Below are 18,831 nucleotides of genomic sequence, written 5' to 3'. Positions count from 1 at the left end.
TAAAGAGGCCTGTCTGCAACTGCAATGGCACATCGTCCGCTCTAACTACTAACCTTTCTATGGCTGAATAAAGAACTAATTGCATGTGATTTCGCAAGCTTTATATATCGTTTTGAAGTTTTTTCAAGGGGTGAAGGATTTGTTTAAATTTAATGATGAAAAAGGGCAATTGAAGTGTTCTTTCTGTGGAAAGACACAGGATCAGGTCCGCAAACTTGTTGCTGGGCCTGGAGTATATATATGCGATGAATGCATTGAGCTTTGCACTGAAATTGTGGAAGAAGAACTGGGAACAGAAGAAGAAGTGGAGTTCAAAGATGTTCCAAAACCGGCTGAAATCCGCGATATTCTGGATGAATATGTAATTGGCCAGGAGCAGGCGAAGAAATCGCTGTCCGTTGCAGTATATAATCACTATAAACGCATCAATTCCAACAGCAAAATTGATGAAGTTGAACTATCTAAAAGTAATATTGCCATGATCGGGCCGACTGGAAGCGGTAAAACCTTGCTGGCTCAGACATTAGCGCGTATTCTTAATGTTCCATTTGCCATTGCAGATGCGACATCTTTAACTGAAGCCGGATACGTCGGGGAAGATGTTGAAAATATCCTTCTAAAGCTTATTCAGGCAGCAGATTATGATGTGGAAAAGGCCGAAAAAGGAATCATCTATATTGATGAGATTGATAAAGTTGCACGTAAGTCGGAAAATCCATCCATCACTCGAGATGTATCAGGTGAAGGTGTGCAGCAGGCGCTGCTGAAAATTCTTGAAGGAACAGTTGCAAGCGTACCTCCACAAGGCGGTCGCAAGCATCCTCATCAGGAATTTATCCAGATTGACACGACCAATATCCTTTTTATTTGCGGAGGAGCCTTCGATGGCATTGAGCAAATTATTAAACGCCGTTTAGGCCAAAAAGTAATTGGCTTTGGTTCCGACCAGAATCAAAAAGAAATCGAGCCAAAGGATCTTCTTGCAAAAGTGCTTCCTGAAGACCTGCTGAAATTCGGATTAATTCCTGAATTTATTGGACGTCTTCCAGTTATTGCAAGCCTTTCACAGCTTGATGAAGCGGCTTTAATTGAGATTTTAACTAAACCTAAAAATGCACTTGTGAAACAATACCAGAAAATGCTTGAATTAGATGATGTTGAGCTTGAGTTCGAAGAAGGCGCACTTGAGGAAATTGCTAAAAAAGCAATCGAAAGAAAAACAGGTGCCCGGGGACTGCGCTCCATTATTGAAGGCATTATGCTGGATGTAATGTTTGATCTTCCTTCGCGCGAAGATATTAAAAAATGCATTATTACGAAAGAAACGGTTATCGATAACGGTTCTCCCAAACTTGTTTTGGAGGACGGTACAGTCGTAGAAGAAGAGCGCAAGACTTCAGCGTAATTAAAAAAAATGGCCAGTCCCTGGCGGGGCATGGCCATTTTTTTGCACCTTTCTGGTCCTTTTTCTTACCTTACTTTTAAATGAATTCCTTGTTTATTCCAACTCAGTCAGGGAGATACTAGCATTATTAACGAGAACAATAATGCAGGAGGGAACACAATGAGTTGGACGGGGATCGCTTTATTTATCCAATTGTTTTTTGGAATTGTCATTGGGCTATATTTTTGGAATTTGCTTAGGAGCCAGCGTACACAGAAAGTTTCTATCGACCGTGAATCAAGGAAGGAAATGGATGTATTAAAAAAGATGCGTTCCATTTCATTAACTGAACCTTTATCAGAAAAAGTTCGTCCTTCCAGTTTTGCTGACATTGTAGGGCAGGAAGATGGAATTAAATCTCTAAAAGCAGCATTGTGCGGCCCCAATCCTCAGCATGTTATTATTTATGGTCCACCGGGTGTGGGAAAAACGGCTGCGGCCAGATTGGTTCTGGAAGAAGCCAAGAAAAATGCAAAATCACCCTTTAAGGCAGCTTCTGTTTTTATCGAACTGGATGCCACTACTGCGAGATTTGATGAAAGAGGTATTGCGGATCCCCTGATAGGTTCTGTTCATGATCCTATCTATCAGGGGGCAGGGGCGATGGGACAGGCGGGAATTCCGCAGCCTAAACAGGGTGCTGTGACAAATGCACATGGCGGTGTGCTTTTTATTGATGAAATCGGCGAGCTTCACCCTATTCAGATGAACAAGCTCCTGAAGGTGCTTGAAGACCGGAAAGTCTTTCTGGAAAGCGCTTATTATAATGAAGAAAACACTCAAATTCCAACCCATATTCATGATATTTTTAAAAATGGCCTGCCTGCGGACTTCCGCCTGATCGGTGCAACTACCAGAACTCCTAATGAAATTCCGCCAGCCATTCGCTCCAGATGCATGGAAGTATTTTTCAGGGAATTAGCTGAAGAAGAGATCATAGCTGTAGCTGGAAAGGCTGCTGCAAAGGTCAATGTCGCTGTTAGTGAAAAAGGCCTTGGCATTCTTGCTAATTATGCAAGAAATGGACGGGAAGCGGTAAATATGATTCAAATCTCTGCGGGTTTGGCAATCACTGAGGACCGTGATTACATAAAAGATGAAGATATTGAGTGGGTTGTCCAATCGAGTCAGCTTTCACCGAGAATGGAGAGAAAAATCAATTCCCATTCTGCTGTAGGTCTTGTCAACGGTCTGGCGGTATATGGGCCGAACACAGGCGCGTTGCTTGATATTGAAGTTACTGTGATTCCGGCAAAAGAAAAGGGCAGCATTAATATTACAGGCATAGTGGAAGAAGAAAGCATTGGCGGTCAAGGAAAGTCAATACGGAGAAAAAGTATGGCCAGGGGTTCAATTGAAAATGTTATTACCGTTCTGAGATCGATGGGCGTTCCGGCCGACGAATATGATATTCATGTCAACTTCCCTGGCGGAGTTCCAATTGACGGACCTTCTGCAGGCATTGCCATGGCGACAGGTATTTATTCTGCCATTTATAAAAGGCCAGTTGACAATACAGTTGCCATGACCGGGGAAATCAGCATTCATGGGTATGTCAAGCCAATAGGTGGCGTTTATCCAAAGGTGAAGGCAGCCAAGAAAGCGGGAGCAAAGACAGTAATCATCCCAAAAGAAAATATGCAATCCATCTTAAAGGAGATAACAGGAATTAAGATCATTCCGGTATCTCATTTGAATGAGGTATTTGAGGCATCCCTTCACAAAGAGTATCTCAAAGAGCAGGCTGTAACTGCTTCAATTGAATTAAAGAAAAAAGAAAGCATATAATGTGTGGCCCGGTCTGCAGTTGCTGAAAGCCCGCTGTATAAACGCCTCCGCTAATCGCGGTCAGAAACTTCGGTTTGCAGTTTAGGCTACAAACCGAAGTTTTATTTGCGTAAAGAAGGATAAAGTGTAATTATAAATGAATATCATTGAATTACAGCTTTTTCTCTTTAATAGACACTGCTATTTAAATGCGATAGAATTGTACAAAGAAATTATTAGCAATAATGGGGTTAAAAAGATGCATTTTGGAGGTGCAATGGAATGGCGAAAAAGAAAGAAATCATCGTCCCCCTCCTGCCGCTTCGGGGCTTGCTGGTTTATCCGACCATGGTTTTGCATTTGGATGTAGGCCGGGATAAATCGGTTCAGGCTCTGGAAAAAGCAATGGTAGATGACCATTTAATTTTCTTAACAACACAAAAGGATATATCTATAGATGAACCATCAGAAGATGATCTATATGGAATGGGCACGCTCACACGTGTCAAGCAGATGCTCAAGCTTCCAAACGGTACAATCCGTGTTCTTGTTGAAGGGCTTAAGAGAGCGGAAATCATTGATTTTCAGGACGAAACTGAACATTATTCTGTAAGTGTGAAGGTTTTTGAGGATCCTGAGAAAAAGGACGTAGAAGATCAAGCATTGATGAGGACAATGCTTGAATATTTTGAGCAATACATAAAGGTATCGAAGAAAATATCAGCTGAAACTTATTCTTCTGTAACAGATATAGAAGAGCCGGGACGTATGGCAGATATCATTTCTTCCCACTTGCCTTTAAAGCTGAAGGAAAAACAGGAAATACTTGAAACCATTGATGTAAAAGAGCGCATGAATCAGGTTATTGAAATCATCCATAATGAAAAAGAAGTTCTGAACCTCGAGAAAAAGATTGGCCAGCGTGTGAAAAAATCAATGGAACGCACGCAGAAGGAATATTATCTGCGTGAACAGATGAAGGCAATCCAAAAAGAACTTGGGGATAAGGAAGGCAAGACAGGAGAAATCGCTGAGCTGACCGAAAAGATTGAAAACGCCGGCATGCCTGAGCATGTGCAGCTTACCGCATTAAAAGAACTGGATCGCTATGAAAAAGTTCCATCCAGTTCAGCCGAAAGCGCGGTTATCCGCAATTATATTGAGTGGCTTGTCACATTGCCCTGGTCGAAGTCAACAGAAGATGACCTGGATATTCAGAGGGCCGAGAGAATCCTGAATGAAGACCATTATGGCCTGGAAAAAGTAAAAGAACGGGTTTTGGAATACCTCGCAGTGCAAAAGCTGACGAACTCCCTTAAAGGACCAATCCTATGCCTGGCAGGGCCTCCAGGTGTCGGTAAAACAAGTCTTGCGCGTTCTATTGCAACATCGCTGAACCGCAATTTCGTCCGTGTATCCCTTGGCGGAGTCCGGGATGAGTCTGAGATTCGCGGACATAGAAGAACTTATGTTGGTGCCATGCCTGGCCGTATCATTCAGGGCATGAAAAAGGCAGGGACGATTAACCCTGTATTCCTGCTTGATGAAATCGACAAAATGTCCTCTGATTTCCGCGGGGATCCTTCATCAGCGATGCTGGAAGTTTTAGACCCGGAGCAGAACCATAATTTTAGTGATCATTACATTGAAGAAACCTATGATCTTTCAAAGGTCATGTTCATAGCCACAGCCAATAATCTTGGCACAATTCCTGGCCCGCTGCTGGACAGAATGGAAATTATCACGATTGCAGGCTATACGGAGCAGGAGAAGATCCACATAGCTAAAGACCACTTGCTGCCTAAGCAAATTAAAGAGCATGGTCTATCAAAATCCCAGCTTCAGATTCGCGAGGATGGACTTCAGAAGGTAGTCCGCTATTATACTCGTGAGGCCGGAGTCCGCGGTTTGGAACGCCAGCTGGCTACTATCTGCAGAAAAACGGCTAAAATTATCGTATCCGGGGAAAAGAAGAAAGTGATTGTCAACACAAAAAATGCTGAAGAGTTTCTTGGAAAGCCAAAATACCGCTATGGTCAGGCTGAGCTTGAAGACCAGGTTGGCGTCGCCACCGGTCTTGCCTATACAACAGTTGGCGGCGATACCCTTCAAATTGAAGTCTCCCTTTCTCCCGGAAAAGGAAAGCTCGTTCTTACAGGCAAGCTGGGGGATGTGATGAAAGAGTCTGCTCAAGCGGCATTCAGTTATGTTCGTTCAAAAGCAAAAGAACTTGGCATTGATGAGAATTTCCATGAAAAGCATGACATTCATATTCATGTTCCTGAAGGTGCAGTCCCGAAAGACGGCCCATCTGCCGGAATAACAATTACAACTGCCCTGGTTTCTGCTCTTTCAGGAAAACCCATCCGTAAAGAGGTGGGAATGACAGGGGAAATTACGTTAAGAGGCCGGGTGCTTCCTATTGGCGGCTTGAAAGAAAAATCTTTGAGCGCTCATCGTGCAGGATTGACAAAGATCATTCTCCCTAAAGATAATGAAAAAGACATAGAAGATATCCCTGAAAGCATCAGGGAAGAACTTGATTTCGTTTTGGTATCACATGTGGACGAAGTTTTGAAACATGCCCTGAATGGCGGTGCACAAGCATGAAAGTAACTAGCTCAGAAATAGTCATCAGTGCTGTTAAGCCTGATCAATATCCTGAAAGTCATTTGCCCGAATTTGCCCTGGCAGGCCGTTCGAACGTCGGCAAATCTTCATTCATTAATAAAATGCTTAATCGAAGAGGACTTGCCAGAATATCCTCTAAGCCGGGGAAGACACAAACCCTGAATTTTTACCTTATTAACGAAATGCTCCACTTTGTTGATGTTCCGGGCTACGGGTATGCAAAGGTATCCAAAAAGGAACGTGAAGCTTGGGGAAAGATGATAGAAACATATTTAACAAACAGAGAGCAGTTGAAAGCAGTTGTGCTGATTGTTGATTTGCGCCATCCCCCTTCAAGAGACGATGTCATGATGTACAACTTTTTAAAGCATTATGAAATTCCATGTGTGGTGATTGCCACTAAAGCGGATAAAATACCGAAATCTAAGTGGCAAAAGCATATGAAAATAACGAAAGAAACATTGGATATCGATCCGAATGATCAAATCATTATGTTTTCTTCTGAAACAGGCTATGGGAAAGAGCAGGCCTGGTCGGCATTAAAAAGCTATATGTAAACAAAAAATCCCGCAGTTTGCAGCGGGATTTTTTGTTTTCTGCATTAGGGTCTTTCATCCTAGAAAAGGGCATTTGAGATATCCTGTATATCACTATACTTTTGGAATTAACTGTATATTATTTTTGTCGAATGGTAAGGAATTTAAAGGATACGGTAGAAAAAGGGGTTATATTGGAGTTTATAGAGTACCACTTAATGAGAAGTGCTTATTTACCTTTATTTCATGAATTATCACAAAATATGAATTTTGAGAATATTCATAAATAGTGATAGAGTTAAAGGGCACATAAAAAAGAGAGATACTGAAGGGGGAATTTATACTAGTGAGACATTGGTTAAAAGGAATCATGGCAGCTGCTTTTGTATTGGTCCTGGCTGCATGCGGATCAGAGGAAGCGTCTAAAAGCGGAATGGATCTAGTAGACGAAGATAAATTTACATATGCGGCTTCGGGAGAGTTCAAACCTTTTAGTTACACAAATGATGATGGAAGTATGAGTGGCTTTGATATTGATGTAGCAGAGGCTGTAGCAAAAGAACTCGGACTTGAACCGGTTCAGAATAAATTTAAGTTCGGTGGTATAGTGGAGGGAGTTAAATCAGGCCGTTTTGATGCAGCGGTAGCCAGCCACACCATTACCGAGGAACGTTTGAAAGCAGTCAATTTCTCAACTCCATATTACTATTCAGGTCCGCAAATATATGTGCGACCGGATAGCACGGTTGAGACACTGTCAGAGCTTGAAGGCAAGGAGATAGCAGTATCAAAAGGATCCACATATACTTCGAATGCAGAGGAAGTGACAGACAACATTAAGTTTTATGATAGTGATGTGGTCGCCCTGGAAGCATTGAGCAAGGGAAAACATGATGCTGTTATTACTGATTTTGTTACAGGCAAAGAAGCAATTGGCGCCGGAATAAAAATTGAAGGCAAGGAGCTGCTTGGCCGTAGTGAGCAGGCAATTGCAGTTGCAAAGGATAATAAAGAGCTGCTCGAAAAAGTTAATGAAGCTCTTAAAACACTTCGCGAGAATGGAACACTTACAGAAATCAGCAAAAAATATATCGGTGAAGATATAACAGTTGATCCTGAGAAGGAATAACATTGCGGGCGGATGTGTATCAGACATTCGCCTGTTTTGTTTTTTTGGCACAAATTGAAATTGCCATCTGAAGGGGGATTTTTGTGGATTTATTTACAAAGTTTATGGATACATATCCCGTATTTTTAAAGGGGATGCTCTTAACCTTTCAATTAACCATTGTATCAGTGTTTATTGCTATTTTTATAGGGTTGTTTTTTGCCTTTTTAAAGATATCAAAAGTGAAAGTTCTTGAATGGATTGCAGATATCTATATCTTTCTTGTAAGGGGAACGCCTCTTGTTGTCCAGATATTTATATTCTATTTCGGATTGACAGCGCTGGATATTTCACAGTTTTGGTCGGTTGTCCTAGGACTTGCTTTTCACAACGGTGCCTATATAGCCGAAATCTTCAGGGGCTCCATTCAATCCATCGACAAAGGTCAAATGGAAGCAGGACGTTCACTGGGTATGACTGCCGGCCTTGCGATGAGAAGAATCATTCTTCCTCAGGCATTCCGCCGGGCTATGCCGCCTCTTGGGAATCAGTTTATTATTGCATTGAAGGATTCCTCACTGGCTTCCTTCATCGGTATGTACGAGCTCTTTAACGTGGCTACAACATATGGTTCCAATGAATATGACTACATGAGCTATTTGCTGATCGTAGCTGTTTACTATTTAGTACTTGTGCTTATTTTCTCCATCCTTGTAAATGTGATTGAGAAAAGAATGGCAAGCAGTGATTGAGGAGGGATGAGGAATGAGTAAATCGTACATGATTAAGGTAGAAAAATTGAACAAATCATTCGGGGATCTCCATGTCCTGAAAGATATTGACATAACAGTGAAGGAAAGTGATGTTGTTTGCCTGATTGGTGCCAGCGGGTCCGGAAAAAGCACACTGCTCCGATGCTTAAACTTTCTTGAATTAAAGGATAGCGGCAATATCATTTTTGAGGGTGAAAAGGTTGAGAATGAAACACATGACCTAAATAAAGTAAGAGAAAAAGTAGGAATGGTCTTTCAGCATTTTCATTTATTTCCTCATATGACTGTTCTCGAAAATGTGATGGAAGCACCTTTGCATGTGAAAAAGCTTCCTAAGGACCAAGTGAAAAAAGATGCCCAGGATCTATTAAAAAAAGTTGGGCTTTCTGACAAGGAGAATGTGTATCCATCAAAACTTTCAGGCGGACAAAAGCAGCGTGTAGCCATTGCAAGGGCACTGGCTATGAAGCCTGATATCATGCTCTTTGATGAGCCAACATCGGCACTGGATCCGGAGCTGGTGGGGGAAGTGCTTTCCACAATGAAGGAACTGGCCCTCGAAGGTATGACAATGGTTGTCGTCACGCATGAAATGGGCTTTGCAAGAGAAGTGGCAGACTGGGCTGTCTATATGCATGACGGAAGAATTGTAGAAGTGGGACATCCAGAGGATTTGTTTAATAATCCAAAAGAGCAGAGGACCAAAAACTTTTTGGATTCGGTTCTCTGAACAGTTTGAATGGTAAAAGACAGGGAAAAGTAAAATATCCCTGTCTTTTATTTTTTCTTTGATAATAAAAAATACAATCCAATTAGCATTAACAGGATTGGCCAAAACTGCCAAACATCCGAGACTCCATTTTCAAGAAGTCCCATCCACTCAGCTACTCTGTCATAAAACAGCAGCAAAGCGGCAAGAATTAAGAATAAGATACCCTGGAAGAATCCTGCACCTGTTTTCTGATGACGAAGGAGGAAGCCGAGAGCAATTATTAAAATGAATGTACCAATATGATCCGGCCAAATTTCAAGGCGGTTCACCACATGAAAATGCAGGCCAAATCCGGTTAAAATGACCCCAGGCAATATGGAATCATAATCCCTTGCACCATATCCCTGAATTAAAAAAGCTGCTCCGACGATAATGAGAAGAGTCGGCCAGGAATAAAAAGACTGTAAGGCAGTAAAGCCACTCTGCTGGAGAAAAAAGTAGGCTCCAAATCCTAGTAAAATAATTCCAGGAAATATACGCTGATTTTTCATGAAAAACACCACTTCCAATAAGGTTCACTTGAATCCGACAAGTTTTTTTGTTACTCTACATAAGGGTATATTTGTCTATATATAAGGCTCCTGTTTAAAATATATTATCATATGTGTTCATTATCTGTTCACATTTAAGCATTAATTGAAAAAATAGAAATGATATAATTAATATTAATGAACTAGGCAATAATTCTGGGGGTGTCAATTTCAATGCATATCTTAGTCGTCGGTCTTAACTATAAAACTGCCCCTGTTGAAATCCGTGAACGTCTAACCTTTAATCCTTCACAATTGGGCGAGGCAATGAGGACTTTAAATGACAAAAAAAGCATTTTAGAGAATGTCATTCTGTCTACTTGCAATCGGACCGAAATTTATGCAGTTGTGGACCAGCTTCATACTGGCCGTTATTATATTAAGGAATTTTTGGCAGAACATTTCAATATGGATCAGAATGAATTTTCGCCATTCCTATTCATTTATGAAGGGGATGGGGCCATAGAGCATCTATTCAAAGTAGCATGCGGCCTAAACTCCATGATCCTTGGAGAGACACAGATTTTAGGACAGGTAAGGTCCAGTTTTCTGGGAGCTCAATCGGAAAATTCAACCGGTACTGTATTTAACCACTTGTTTAAGCAGGCAGTAACGATTGCTAAGCGTGCACACTCCGAAACGGAAATAGGGGCAAATGCAGTCTCTGTCAGCTATGCAGCTGTGGAACTGGCAAAGAAGATTTTTGGATCACTTGAAAATAAACATGTTCTAATATTAGGAGCCGGTAAAATGGGTGAGCTGGCAATCCAGAATCTTCATGCCAACGGAGCCAGCAAAGTAACGGTTATTAACCGTACATTTGAAAAAGCACAGAATCTTGCAAGCCGTTATGCGGGCCAGGCAAAAACACTGCATGAGCTTCAATGTGCTCTTGTTGAAGCTGATATTTTAATCAGTTCTACAGGGGCCAAAGAATTTGTTGTCACAAAAGATATGATGGCTTACGCAGAAAGAATGCGCAAAGGCAAGCCTCTATTTATGGTTGATATTGCTGTTCCAAGAGACCTTGATCCGAAACTCGCAGACCTGGACAGTGTTTTCCTATATGATATCGATGATCTTGAAGGCATTGTTGAAGCGAACCTTCAGGAGCGTAAAAAGGCAGTCGAAAAGATTCAGCTGATGATTGAAGGAGAGATTGTTGAGTTCAAGCAATGGCTGAACCTGCTTGGTGTTGTTCCGGTCATTTCCGCCTTGCGTGAGAAAGCATTGGCTATACAGAGTGAAACAATGACAAGCATTGAAAGAAAGCTGCCGCATTTGAGTGATCGTGATAAAAAAGTGCTGAACAAGCATACAAAGAGCATTATTAATCAGCTATTAAAAGATCCTATTTTACAAGCTAAAGAAATGGCTGGGCAGAAAGATTCCGAACAGGCATTAGATTTATTTGTAAAAATCTTTAATATAGAAGAACTTGTTTCAGATCAGCAGAACGTGCACCCAGCAACTAAACCAAAGCACGCATTCGCTCAATCACAGCAGACTTCCTTTCAATCATAAAAGGGGTTCTGTCCATGTTTGACATCTATATGACGCGGCTGCATGAATTCACGGTGGTTCTGTATGCCTTATGTGTCTTGTTATATTTTATTGATTTTCTTCATCATAACCGGAAGGCGAATAGAGTTGCCTTCTGGTTACTTGCATTTGTATGGGTGCTTCAAACGTTATTTCTAATACTTTATATGATTAATACAGGAAGATTTCCCGTATTAACCATTTTTGAGGGCCTGTATTTTTATGCCTGGGTGCTTATCACTCTTTCCTTGGGAATTAACAGGCTGCTCAGAGTTGATTTTATCGTCTTTTTTACAAATGTTCTTGGCTTCATCATAATGGCGATCCATACATTCGCACCTGTGCAGATTGATTCGGCTGTAAAAGCGCAGCAGCTCATATCTGAACTGCTGCTGATTCATATAACAGTTGCGATCCTTTCTTATGGAGCGTTCTCTCTTTCCTTCGTTTTTTCATTGCTGTATCTTATTCAATATGATTTGCTGAAACGGAAAAAGTGGGGAACTAGGCTGCTCAGGATTACGGATCTGTCGAAGCTTGAACATATGTCTTATGTATTAAATGTAATTGGTGTACCTATGCTGATGATAAGTTTAATTTTAGGCATCCAGTGGGCATACATTAAGCTGCCGCATATGGTCTGGTATGATTCCAAGGTAATCGGTTCATTCATTGTCCTGGCTTTATATAGTATTTATCTCTATATGAAAGTCGGAAAGGGCTTATATGGAAAATCATTAGCACTCTGGAATTCGGCATCATTTTTAATTGTATTAATTAACTTCTTTTTATTCGGCAAACTTTCATCTTTCCATTTTTGGTATTCATAGAAAAGCGGAGGCGACTGAGCAGCCCCGACAAGCATAAGATGGTCTGCGGCCGCGGCGCAGTATGCCGCAGAGCAGAACAGCTTATGACCTCGAGGGGCTAGGAGCCGAAGCTGGACAAAGAAAAGCGGAGGCGACTGAGCAGCCCCGACAAGCATAAGATGGTCTGCGGCCGCGGCGCAGTATGCCGCAGAGCAGAACAGCTTATGACCTCGAGGGGCTAGGAGCCGAAGCTGGAAAAAAAAGCGGAGGCGGATGTTCGCTGCCAGACATAATTGCAGGAGGCTGTTATGAGAAAAATAATTGTAGGTTCAAGACGAAGCAAGCTGGCATTAACTCAGACGAACTGGGTGATTAGCCAATTGAAAAACATTGATCCATCCTTTGAGTTTGAAGTAAAGGAAATTGTCACAAAAGGTGATAAAATTCTTGATGTTACCCTTTCAAAGGTCGGAGGAAAGGGGTTGTTCGTAAAGGAAATCGAACAGGCCATGCTTGATGAGGAAATTGATATGGCTGTACATAGCATGAAGGATATGCCGGCTGTTCTTCCGGAAGGTTTGATTATTGGAAGTATTCCGGAAAGAGAAGACCATCGGGATGCACTGATTTCAAAAGGGCATATCAAACTGAATGACCTAAAACCGGGATCTGTAATTGGAACAAGCAGCCTGCGCAGAGGGGCGCAGCTTCTGGCGCAGCGTCCGGATCTCGAGATTAAGTGGATCAGAGGAAACATAGATACCCGATTATCCAAACTGGAAACAGAAGAATATGATGCGATTATTCTTGCGGCTGCAGGTCTATCCAGGATGGGCTGGGCATCGGATGTTGTTACTGAATTCCTGGAGCCGGAAATCTGTGTGCCGGCTGTGGGCCAGGGAGCACTTTCCATTGAGTGCCGTGAAAGTGATAAGGAGCTTCGGGCATTGCTGGATAAATTCACATGCCCTGAGACGAACCAGACTGTGCGTGCAGAGCGTGCGTTCCTGCATAAGATGGAAGGCGGCTGCCAGGTTCCGATTGCAGGGTTTGCCACAATGAATGAAACAGGGGAATTGGAGTTAACAGGACTCGTAGGCTCTCCTGATGGTAAAGTGGTTTATAAGGAGACCCTAAAAGGTTCAAAACCTGAAGAACTTGGTGATAAGGTGGCTGCTAAGTTAACCGGCCAGGGAGCTAAAGCACTTATCGACAGGGTAAAAGAGGAGCTTGACGGGCAATGAAAGGGACTTCCCCTTTAGAAGGCATGAATGTTCTGGTGCCAAGAGGGAAAAAACAGGCTCAGTCCTTTTCAGCGCTTATACGAAGCTATGGGGGGATGCCGGTTGAGATCCCCCTGATTGCTTTCGAGCCATTATGGAATAAAGCTTTAGTTCAGGCCCATAAGGAGATTCATACTTATGACTGGGTGATATTCACCAGCAAAACTGCTGTGGATGCTTTTTTTGATAATTTTAGTCTGAGCAGCTCCTTCCCTAAAATAGCGGTGATCGGTGAGAATACTAAAAAATTCCTTGTTGACAAGGGATTAAAGGTGGACTTTGTACCCGGAGAATATGTTGCTGAAGGGTTTGTTGAGGATTTTTTGCCATTAGTAGAAGAAGGGATGAAGATATTGATCCCTAAAGGAAATCTGGCACGTGGCTATATCGCAGCATCTCTCTCGGAAAAGGGTGCAAGAGTAGATGAAATTATTGTTTATAAAACTGTTTTTCCGCGTAAAAGCATCAATCTGTTAAAAGACCAGCTTTCAGGAAAAGGATTAGACATTCTTCCTTTTACCAGTCCATCAACAGTGGATCATTTTATGGAGGCTGTTAAGGAACTTGGATTTCTGACTGCTGTAAAAGACAGTGTGGTGGGCTGCATAGGTCCTGTGACAAAAGAACGTGCAGAGGCGTATGGCCTGCAGGTACATGCAGTTCCGGAAGAATATACAGTACATAGCATGCTTAAGAGCATTATTAGATACTTAGCAGAAACCAGGAGGGGAATATAATGGATCTTCAATTTAACAGGCATAGACGTCTTCGTAAAAGTGCGAATATGAGAGCGCTTATCCGTGAAAACTTCTTGCGTACAGAGGATTTAATTTATCCGATTTTTGTGGCAGAAGGAGAAGGCATTAAAAGAGAAATACCTTCAATGCCAGGCATCTTCAACCTATCACTGGATCATCTCGAAGAGGAGATGAACGAAGTCGTTTCTCTTGGTATAAAATCCGTTCTTTTATTTGGAATTCCTAAAGAGAAAGATGCATGCGGGCAGCAGGCTTATCATGATCATGGAATCGTACAGGAAGCTACAAGATTTATTAAAGCTAAATTTCCGGAAGTTATCATTATTGCTGATACTTGCCTTTGCGAGTATACCGATCATGGCCACTGCGGTTTAATTGAAAATGGGGAAGTGCTGAATGATGCATCTCTGGAACTGCTTGTGCAGACGGCTGTAAGCCAGGCTAAAGCAGGAGCAGACATTATTGCGCCATCCAATATGATGGATGGGTTTACAGCAGCCATTCGGGCAGGTCTCGATGAAGCAGGATTTGAAGATATCCCTGTTATGTCTTATGCGGTTAAATATTCATCTGCATTCTATGGCCCTTTCCGGGATGCAGCTGACAGTACACCGCAATTTGGCGACCGGAAGGCGTATCAGATGGATCCTGCCAACCGAATGGAAGCCATGCGCGAAGCTGAATCTGATTTAATGGAAGGGGCAGACTTCCTCATTGTTAAGCCGGGAATGCCTTATTTGGACATTGTACGGGACGTTAAGAACAACATCAATTTGCCAATTGTGATTTATAATGTAAGCGGTGAATATTCAATGGTTAAAGCTGCGGCACAAAACGGCTGGATAGATGAACAAAAAATAGTCATGGAAATGCTTACAGGCATGAAGCGTGCTGGAAGTGATTTAATCATTACTTACCATGCCAAAGATGCGGCAAGGTGGATTAAAGAACAAGAATAAAACTGCAGATCATTAGTTAATGAAACTCCTTATTAAATAGAAAAGAGGGATGACATGCGCTCTTATGAAAAATCTAAAAAGGCTTTTAAAGAGGCAAGCGAATTGATGCCTGGAGGAGTAAACTCTCCTGTACGTGCCTTTAAATCGGTTAATATGGATCCCATTTTTATGGAACGCGGAAACGGATCAAAAATCTACGATATCGATGGCAATGAATATATCGATTATGTTTTGTCCTGGGGCCCTTTAATTCTAGGTCATACAAACGAACGTGTGGTCGAGGGTATTAAGAAAGTTGCTGAAATGGGGACAAGCTTCGGAGCTCCAACTGAAATTGAAAATGAGCTTGCCAAGCTTGTTATTGAGCGCGTTCCTTCAATCGAAGTGGTTAGGATGGTTTCTTCCGGAACAGAAGCTACCATGAGTGCTTTAAGACTTGCACGAGGATACACTAGTCGAAATAAAATCATGAAATTTGAAGGCTGCTATCACGGCCACGGCGATTCGCTTTTAATAAAAGCGGGCTCCGGTGTAGCAACTCTGGGACTGCCTGACAGTCCGGGAGTTCCTGAAGGTGTTGCTAAAAACACCATCACAGTTCCTTACAATGATCTTGAAAGCGTAAGATATGCTTTCGAGCAATTCGGAGATGATATTGCAGGTGTGATTGTGGAGCCGGTAGCTGGAAATATGGGAGTCGTTCCTCCTCAGCCGGGCTTCCTTGAAGGCTTAAGAGAAATTACAGAGCAAAACGGATCCCTGCTTATCTTTGATGAGGTAATGACCGGATTCCGCGTTGGCTACAATTGTGCGCAGGGCTATTTTGGGGTGAAACCGGACATTACATGCCTTGGCAAAGTTATTGGCGGCGGTCTCCCAGTCGGTGCATATGGCGGAAAAGCTGAAATAATGAAGCAGATTGCACCAAGCGGTCCAATTTACCAGGCAGGAACATTATCAGGAAATCCTCTTGCCATGACAGCAGGTTTCGAGACTTTAAGCCAGCTGACACCGGATTCCTACAAAGAATTTGAAAGAAAAGCAGACAGACTGGAAGAAGGACTTAAGGCAGCTGCTGAAAAATATGATATCCCGCATACCATCAACCGTGCCGGATCCATGATTGGCATCTTCTTTACAAATGAAGACGTTACTAACTATGAAAAAGCTAAAACATCCAACCTTGAATTTTTTGCGGAATATTATAGGGAAATGGCAAACCAGGGAGTCTTCCTGCCTCCATCCCAATTCGAAGGTCTTTTCCTATCAACTGCACACACAGATGAGGATATCGAAAAAACAATCAGTGCTGCTGAGAAGGCTTTCTCCAAATTAAAATAAGTAAAACCTGACACTCATCATTTTGGATGAGTGTTTTTTGTTCCCTTAAAGCGTGATTTTTCTAATCATAAAGTACCCTCATCCTTCATAGGATTGTTAATGACATAGTGATTAAACACAAAGATTCGAAGGGAGGAGTCGCTTTGTCTCAGGGGAATCCATCGTGCTTACGATTTTCTTTAGAAGAATCAGTATGGTTTCAAAAAGGACAGGAAGTATCAGACCTGATTTCCATCTCGTTAGACCCCAATATAACAATTCAGGAAAGCGATCAATATGTAACAATCCAGGGAGCATTGGAACTGGCAGGTGAGTATAGACGCAGCGAAGAAGAAGCACCTGAGGAAGAACAAGAGGATTTTACAGTAACCAAGTTCGTTCAGACAATTGAAGAACGGGGAGAAGGAATTTTTGAATTCAAACATTACTTTCCTGTCGATATCACCATTCCTAATAATAGAATCCAAAGTATTTACGATATTGACGTTGCGGTAGAGTCCTTCGATTACGTTCTGCCGGAAAGAAGCTGTATGAAGCTGACAGCTAATTTAACCATTACAGGATTATATGGTGATCAGCAGCATGTGCCTGTTCAAGTGTGGGAGGAAGAACCTGAAATGGAGGACTTAGAGCCTCTGTACAGATCTCCTGAAGCGGTGGAGGAAACAGAGGAAGAAGAGCCGATTCTGCAGGAATGGCCGTCTTATCAGCAGGAAGAACAGGAGCAGGAGGAAGAAAGAGAGGAACAGGAGGAAGAAAGAGAGGAACAGGTATCCACAGAACAGGTAATCGTTGATGCCGAGGAAAATATACGGGAAGAGGAACAACTGGAAGAGCAGACGGAGACAGCTGAGGTATATATTCCATTTGAGGCAGAAGCAAGAAAGCAGCCTGAAGCCGATGAGCAGGAAGTCATCAAACCTGCAGTGCCGGCCGCGCTTGAAGTAACTCAAGAGCAGCAACAAGAAGAACAGACGCAGAAAACTGCGCCCGAAGTATCTTTCTCTTCTCAGCGAAGTGAAGAGGAAAAACCGCCAACTGCACAGGAAATTTTCCAAATGACGGAAGCACCGGAATCGGATAGCCCCTCTTTTGAAAAGAAGCCTGTCAAGGCAGCTGCACAGGAAACTGGTGAGGAAACAGAGGAATCATCCTCTTCAGAACAGGAAGCTAAGAAAAAGAAACTCTCCAAAAAGAAAAGCATGTCGTTAACTGAGTTTTTTGCCCGCAAGGAAGAATCAGAAGAACATGTTAAACTCAAGGTTTGCATTGTGCAGAACGGCGATACGATTGATGCTATTGCTGAAAGGTATGACATACCTTCTCAGCAACTTTTAAGGGTGAATCATCTGGAGATTAATCAGGATATTTATGAAGGGCAAGTGCTGTACATTCCTGTTGCGGTAGCCCATTAAAAGGTTAAAAGGCTGAGCAGGTATTGATAACCCGCTCAGCTATTTTCGTTTTCAGCAATATATTTTTTCATTTTGGAAAGTGAGTGGTTAAGGTGGAAGAAAAAAATCGGCTGCAGAAAGTCTCTCCCATTTTAAAGCATTATTCATTAGAGCCGCATTTTGTAGAGGATTTTGGGAGAGTTCAGAAGATTTACAGCAGTAAAGGCGTGTTTGCTTTGAAGAAAATAAAGCCTCAACGTGGAGCAGATTTTATCAGGCATGTACAAACACTCTTTCAAAAAGGCTATAACAGAATAGTGCCTATTTACCCAACGGTGGACGGAAGATATGCGGTGCTCCATCAAAATGAATTATTTTATTTAATGCCGTGGATGTCGAATGAAGAAAAGGAGGACAGATTTGAGCGGCATCAGCAGATGATTAGGGAATTGGCAAGACTACACACATTGTCCTCACGGGAAGTTCCTATAAAAAAAGAAGACCGTACTGAACATTACGAAAACACCCTTCAGGAATGGGGGAAGGAAGAGGAGTTTTTGGAAGGATTCATCGAGGCCTGCGAAAGAAAAGAGTATATGTCACCTTTTGAGCTAATGTTTTCCCTATACTACCATGATGTCAGCCAGGCACTGAAATTCTCCACAACCAAATTTAAGGATTGGTATGAAAAAACAAAGGAAAGTGAAAAAGCACGTACGGTCATTATTCATGGAAAAGTTTCCACCGAACATTTTTTATACGATGATAGGGGATATGGCTACTTCACAAATTTCGAGAATGCAAGACAGGGATCGCCGCTTCATGATTTACTGCCGTTCTTATCAAGGACACTGAAAACATATCCAAAAAGATCGGAGGAGTGTGTAGAATGGATTTATACTTATATGAAATACTTTCCCTTCAGGGACGACGAGATGTTGCTGTTTCTAAGCTACTTTGCTCATCCGGGTCCGATTATCAAAGCTTGCGAACAATATTATAAAGGGGAAGGAAAGAGAGGAGAACGAAAGGCGGTTCAGCATCTGCAAAGGCAGTACTGGCTTTTAAAAAACATTGAATATGCCGTTATGAGAATTGATGAGATTGAAAGGCAAAAGCAGGAAGCAAAAGCGGCAGCAGAAGCAGAAGCTCAGACACAGGAAGGAGCCCAAAGCTGAAGAATG

At 42.2% G+C, this 18,831-nt stretch carries 16 protein-coding genes; 15 read left to right on the top strand and 1 reads right to left on the bottom strand.

Going from position 1 to position 18,831, the window contains the following annotated elements; genetic code table 11:
- The first annotated feature begins 139 nt into the window (after positions 1 to 139).
- From clpX to M3205_RS01905, 7 genes are all read left to right on the top strand, one after another.
- Positions 140 to 1,405, top strand: coding sequence for an ATP-dependent protease ATP-binding subunit ClpX (gene clpX / locus M3205_RS01935; RefSeq protein WP_076257323.1), 1,266 nt, complete (start codon positions 140 to 142; stop codon positions 1,403 to 1,405).
- Positions 1,406 to 1,564: 159 nt separating this feature from the next.
- Positions 1,565 to 3,232: an ATP-dependent protease LonB gene (lonB, locus tag M3205_RS01930; protein WP_251168380.1), complete on the top strand. Its 1,668-nt coding sequence runs from the start codon at positions 1,565 to 1,567 to the stop codon at positions 3,230 to 3,232.
- 261 nt (positions 3,233 to 3,493) lie between these two features.
- A complete protein-coding gene (gene lon / locus M3205_RS01925) occupies positions 3,494 to 5,821 on the top strand; it encodes an endopeptidase La (protein ID WP_251168379.1) in 2,328 nt (775 codons plus the stop codon).
- Positions 5,818 to 6,399, top strand: a complete 582-nt coding sequence (yihA, locus tag M3205_RS01920) for a ribosome biogenesis GTP-binding protein YihA/YsxC (RefSeq protein ID WP_251168378.1) — start codon at positions 5,818 to 5,820, stop codon at positions 6,397 to 6,399. Before lon ends, yihA begins: the two co-directional genes overlap by 4 nt.
- A 325-nt stretch (positions 6,400 to 6,724) precedes the next feature.
- The gene (locus M3205_RS01915; RefSeq protein ID WP_251168377.1) at positions 6,725 to 7,507 is read left to right on the top strand and encodes a transporter substrate-binding domain-containing protein; all 783 of its coding nucleotides are present in this window, start codon (positions 6,725 to 6,727) and stop codon (positions 7,505 to 7,507) included.
- A 104-nt stretch (positions 7,508 to 7,611) separates the two neighbouring features.
- Positions 7,612 to 8,238, top strand: coding sequence for an amino acid ABC transporter permease (locus M3205_RS01910; protein ID WP_251168423.1), 627 nt, complete (start codon positions 7,612 to 7,614; stop codon positions 8,236 to 8,238).
- Positions 8,239 to 8,251: 13 nt separating this feature from the next.
- A complete protein-coding gene (locus tag M3205_RS01905; RefSeq protein WP_285885942.1) occupies positions 8,252 to 8,989 on the top strand; it encodes an amino acid ABC transporter ATP-binding protein in 738 nt (245 codons plus the stop codon).
- Positions 8,990 to 9,036: 47 nt separating this feature from the next.
- Here M3205_RS01905 and M3205_RS01900 read toward each other — a convergent pair whose 3' ends face one another.
- Entirely contained in the window at positions 9,037 to 9,522 is a 486-nt protein-coding gene (locus M3205_RS01900; protein ID WP_251168376.1) for a LiaI-LiaF-like domain-containing protein, read from the bottom strand.
- Positions 9,523 to 9,735: 213 nt separating this feature from the next.
- On the opposite strand from M3205_RS01900, the gene hemA reads away from it, so the two are divergent.
- The 8 genes from hemA to ysxE all read left to right on the top strand — a co-directional run bounded on the left by hemA (position 9,736) and on the right by ysxE (position 18,825).
- Entirely contained in the window at positions 9,736 to 11,085 is a 1,350-nt protein-coding gene (gene hemA / locus M3205_RS01895) for a glutamyl-tRNA reductase (RefSeq protein WP_251168375.1), read from the top strand.
- Between the two features lie 14 nt (positions 11,086 to 11,099).
- Positions 11,100 to 11,933 (top strand): cytochrome c biogenesis protein, encoded by an 834-nt coding sequence (locus tag M3205_RS01890; protein WP_251168374.1) that lies wholly within the window; start codon positions 11,100 to 11,102, stop codon positions 11,931 to 11,933.
- 287 nt (positions 11,934 to 12,220) lie between these two features.
- Entirely contained in the window at positions 12,221 to 13,156 is a 936-nt protein-coding gene (gene hemC / locus M3205_RS01885; RefSeq protein ID WP_251168373.1) for a hydroxymethylbilane synthase, read from the top strand.
- The gene (locus tag M3205_RS01880; RefSeq protein WP_251168372.1) at positions 13,153 to 13,932 is read left to right on the top strand and encodes a uroporphyrinogen-III synthase; all 780 of its coding nucleotides are present in this window, start codon (positions 13,153 to 13,155) and stop codon (positions 13,930 to 13,932) included. Before hemC ends, M3205_RS01880 begins: the two co-directional genes overlap by 4 nt.
- Positions 13,932 to 14,912 (top strand): porphobilinogen synthase, encoded by a 981-nt coding sequence (hemB, locus tag M3205_RS01875; protein ID WP_251168371.1) that lies wholly within the window; start codon positions 13,932 to 13,934, stop codon positions 14,910 to 14,912. The genes M3205_RS01880 and hemB overlap by 1 nt, the downstream gene beginning before the upstream one ends.
- A 54-nt stretch (positions 14,913 to 14,966) precedes the next feature.
- The gene (hemL, locus tag M3205_RS01870; protein WP_251168370.1) at positions 14,967 to 16,253 is read left to right on the top strand and encodes a glutamate-1-semialdehyde 2,1-aminomutase; all 1,287 of its coding nucleotides are present in this window, start codon (positions 14,967 to 14,969) and stop codon (positions 16,251 to 16,253) included.
- A gap of 143 nt (positions 16,254 to 16,396) precedes the next feature.
- Complete coding sequence (gene spoVID, locus M3205_RS01865; RefSeq protein ID WP_251168369.1) at positions 16,397 to 17,668, top strand: stage VI sporulation protein D; 1,272 nt, start codon at positions 16,397 to 16,399, stop codon at positions 17,666 to 17,668.
- Between the two features lie 92 nt (positions 17,669 to 17,760).
- The gene (gene ysxE, locus M3205_RS01860; RefSeq protein ID WP_251168368.1) at positions 17,761 to 18,825 is read left to right on the top strand and encodes a spore coat protein YsxE; all 1,065 of its coding nucleotides are present in this window, start codon (positions 17,761 to 17,763) and stop codon (positions 18,823 to 18,825) included.
- Positions 18,826 to 18,831 lie beyond the last annotated feature (6 nt).

This window comes from Cytobacillus firmus (assembly GCF_023715565.1).
Classification (GTDB): Bacteria; Bacillota; Bacilli; order Bacillales; family Cytobacillaceae; genus Cytobacillus; species Cytobacillus firmus_C.
This window is presented reverse-complemented; position numbering and strand designations above follow the sequence as displayed.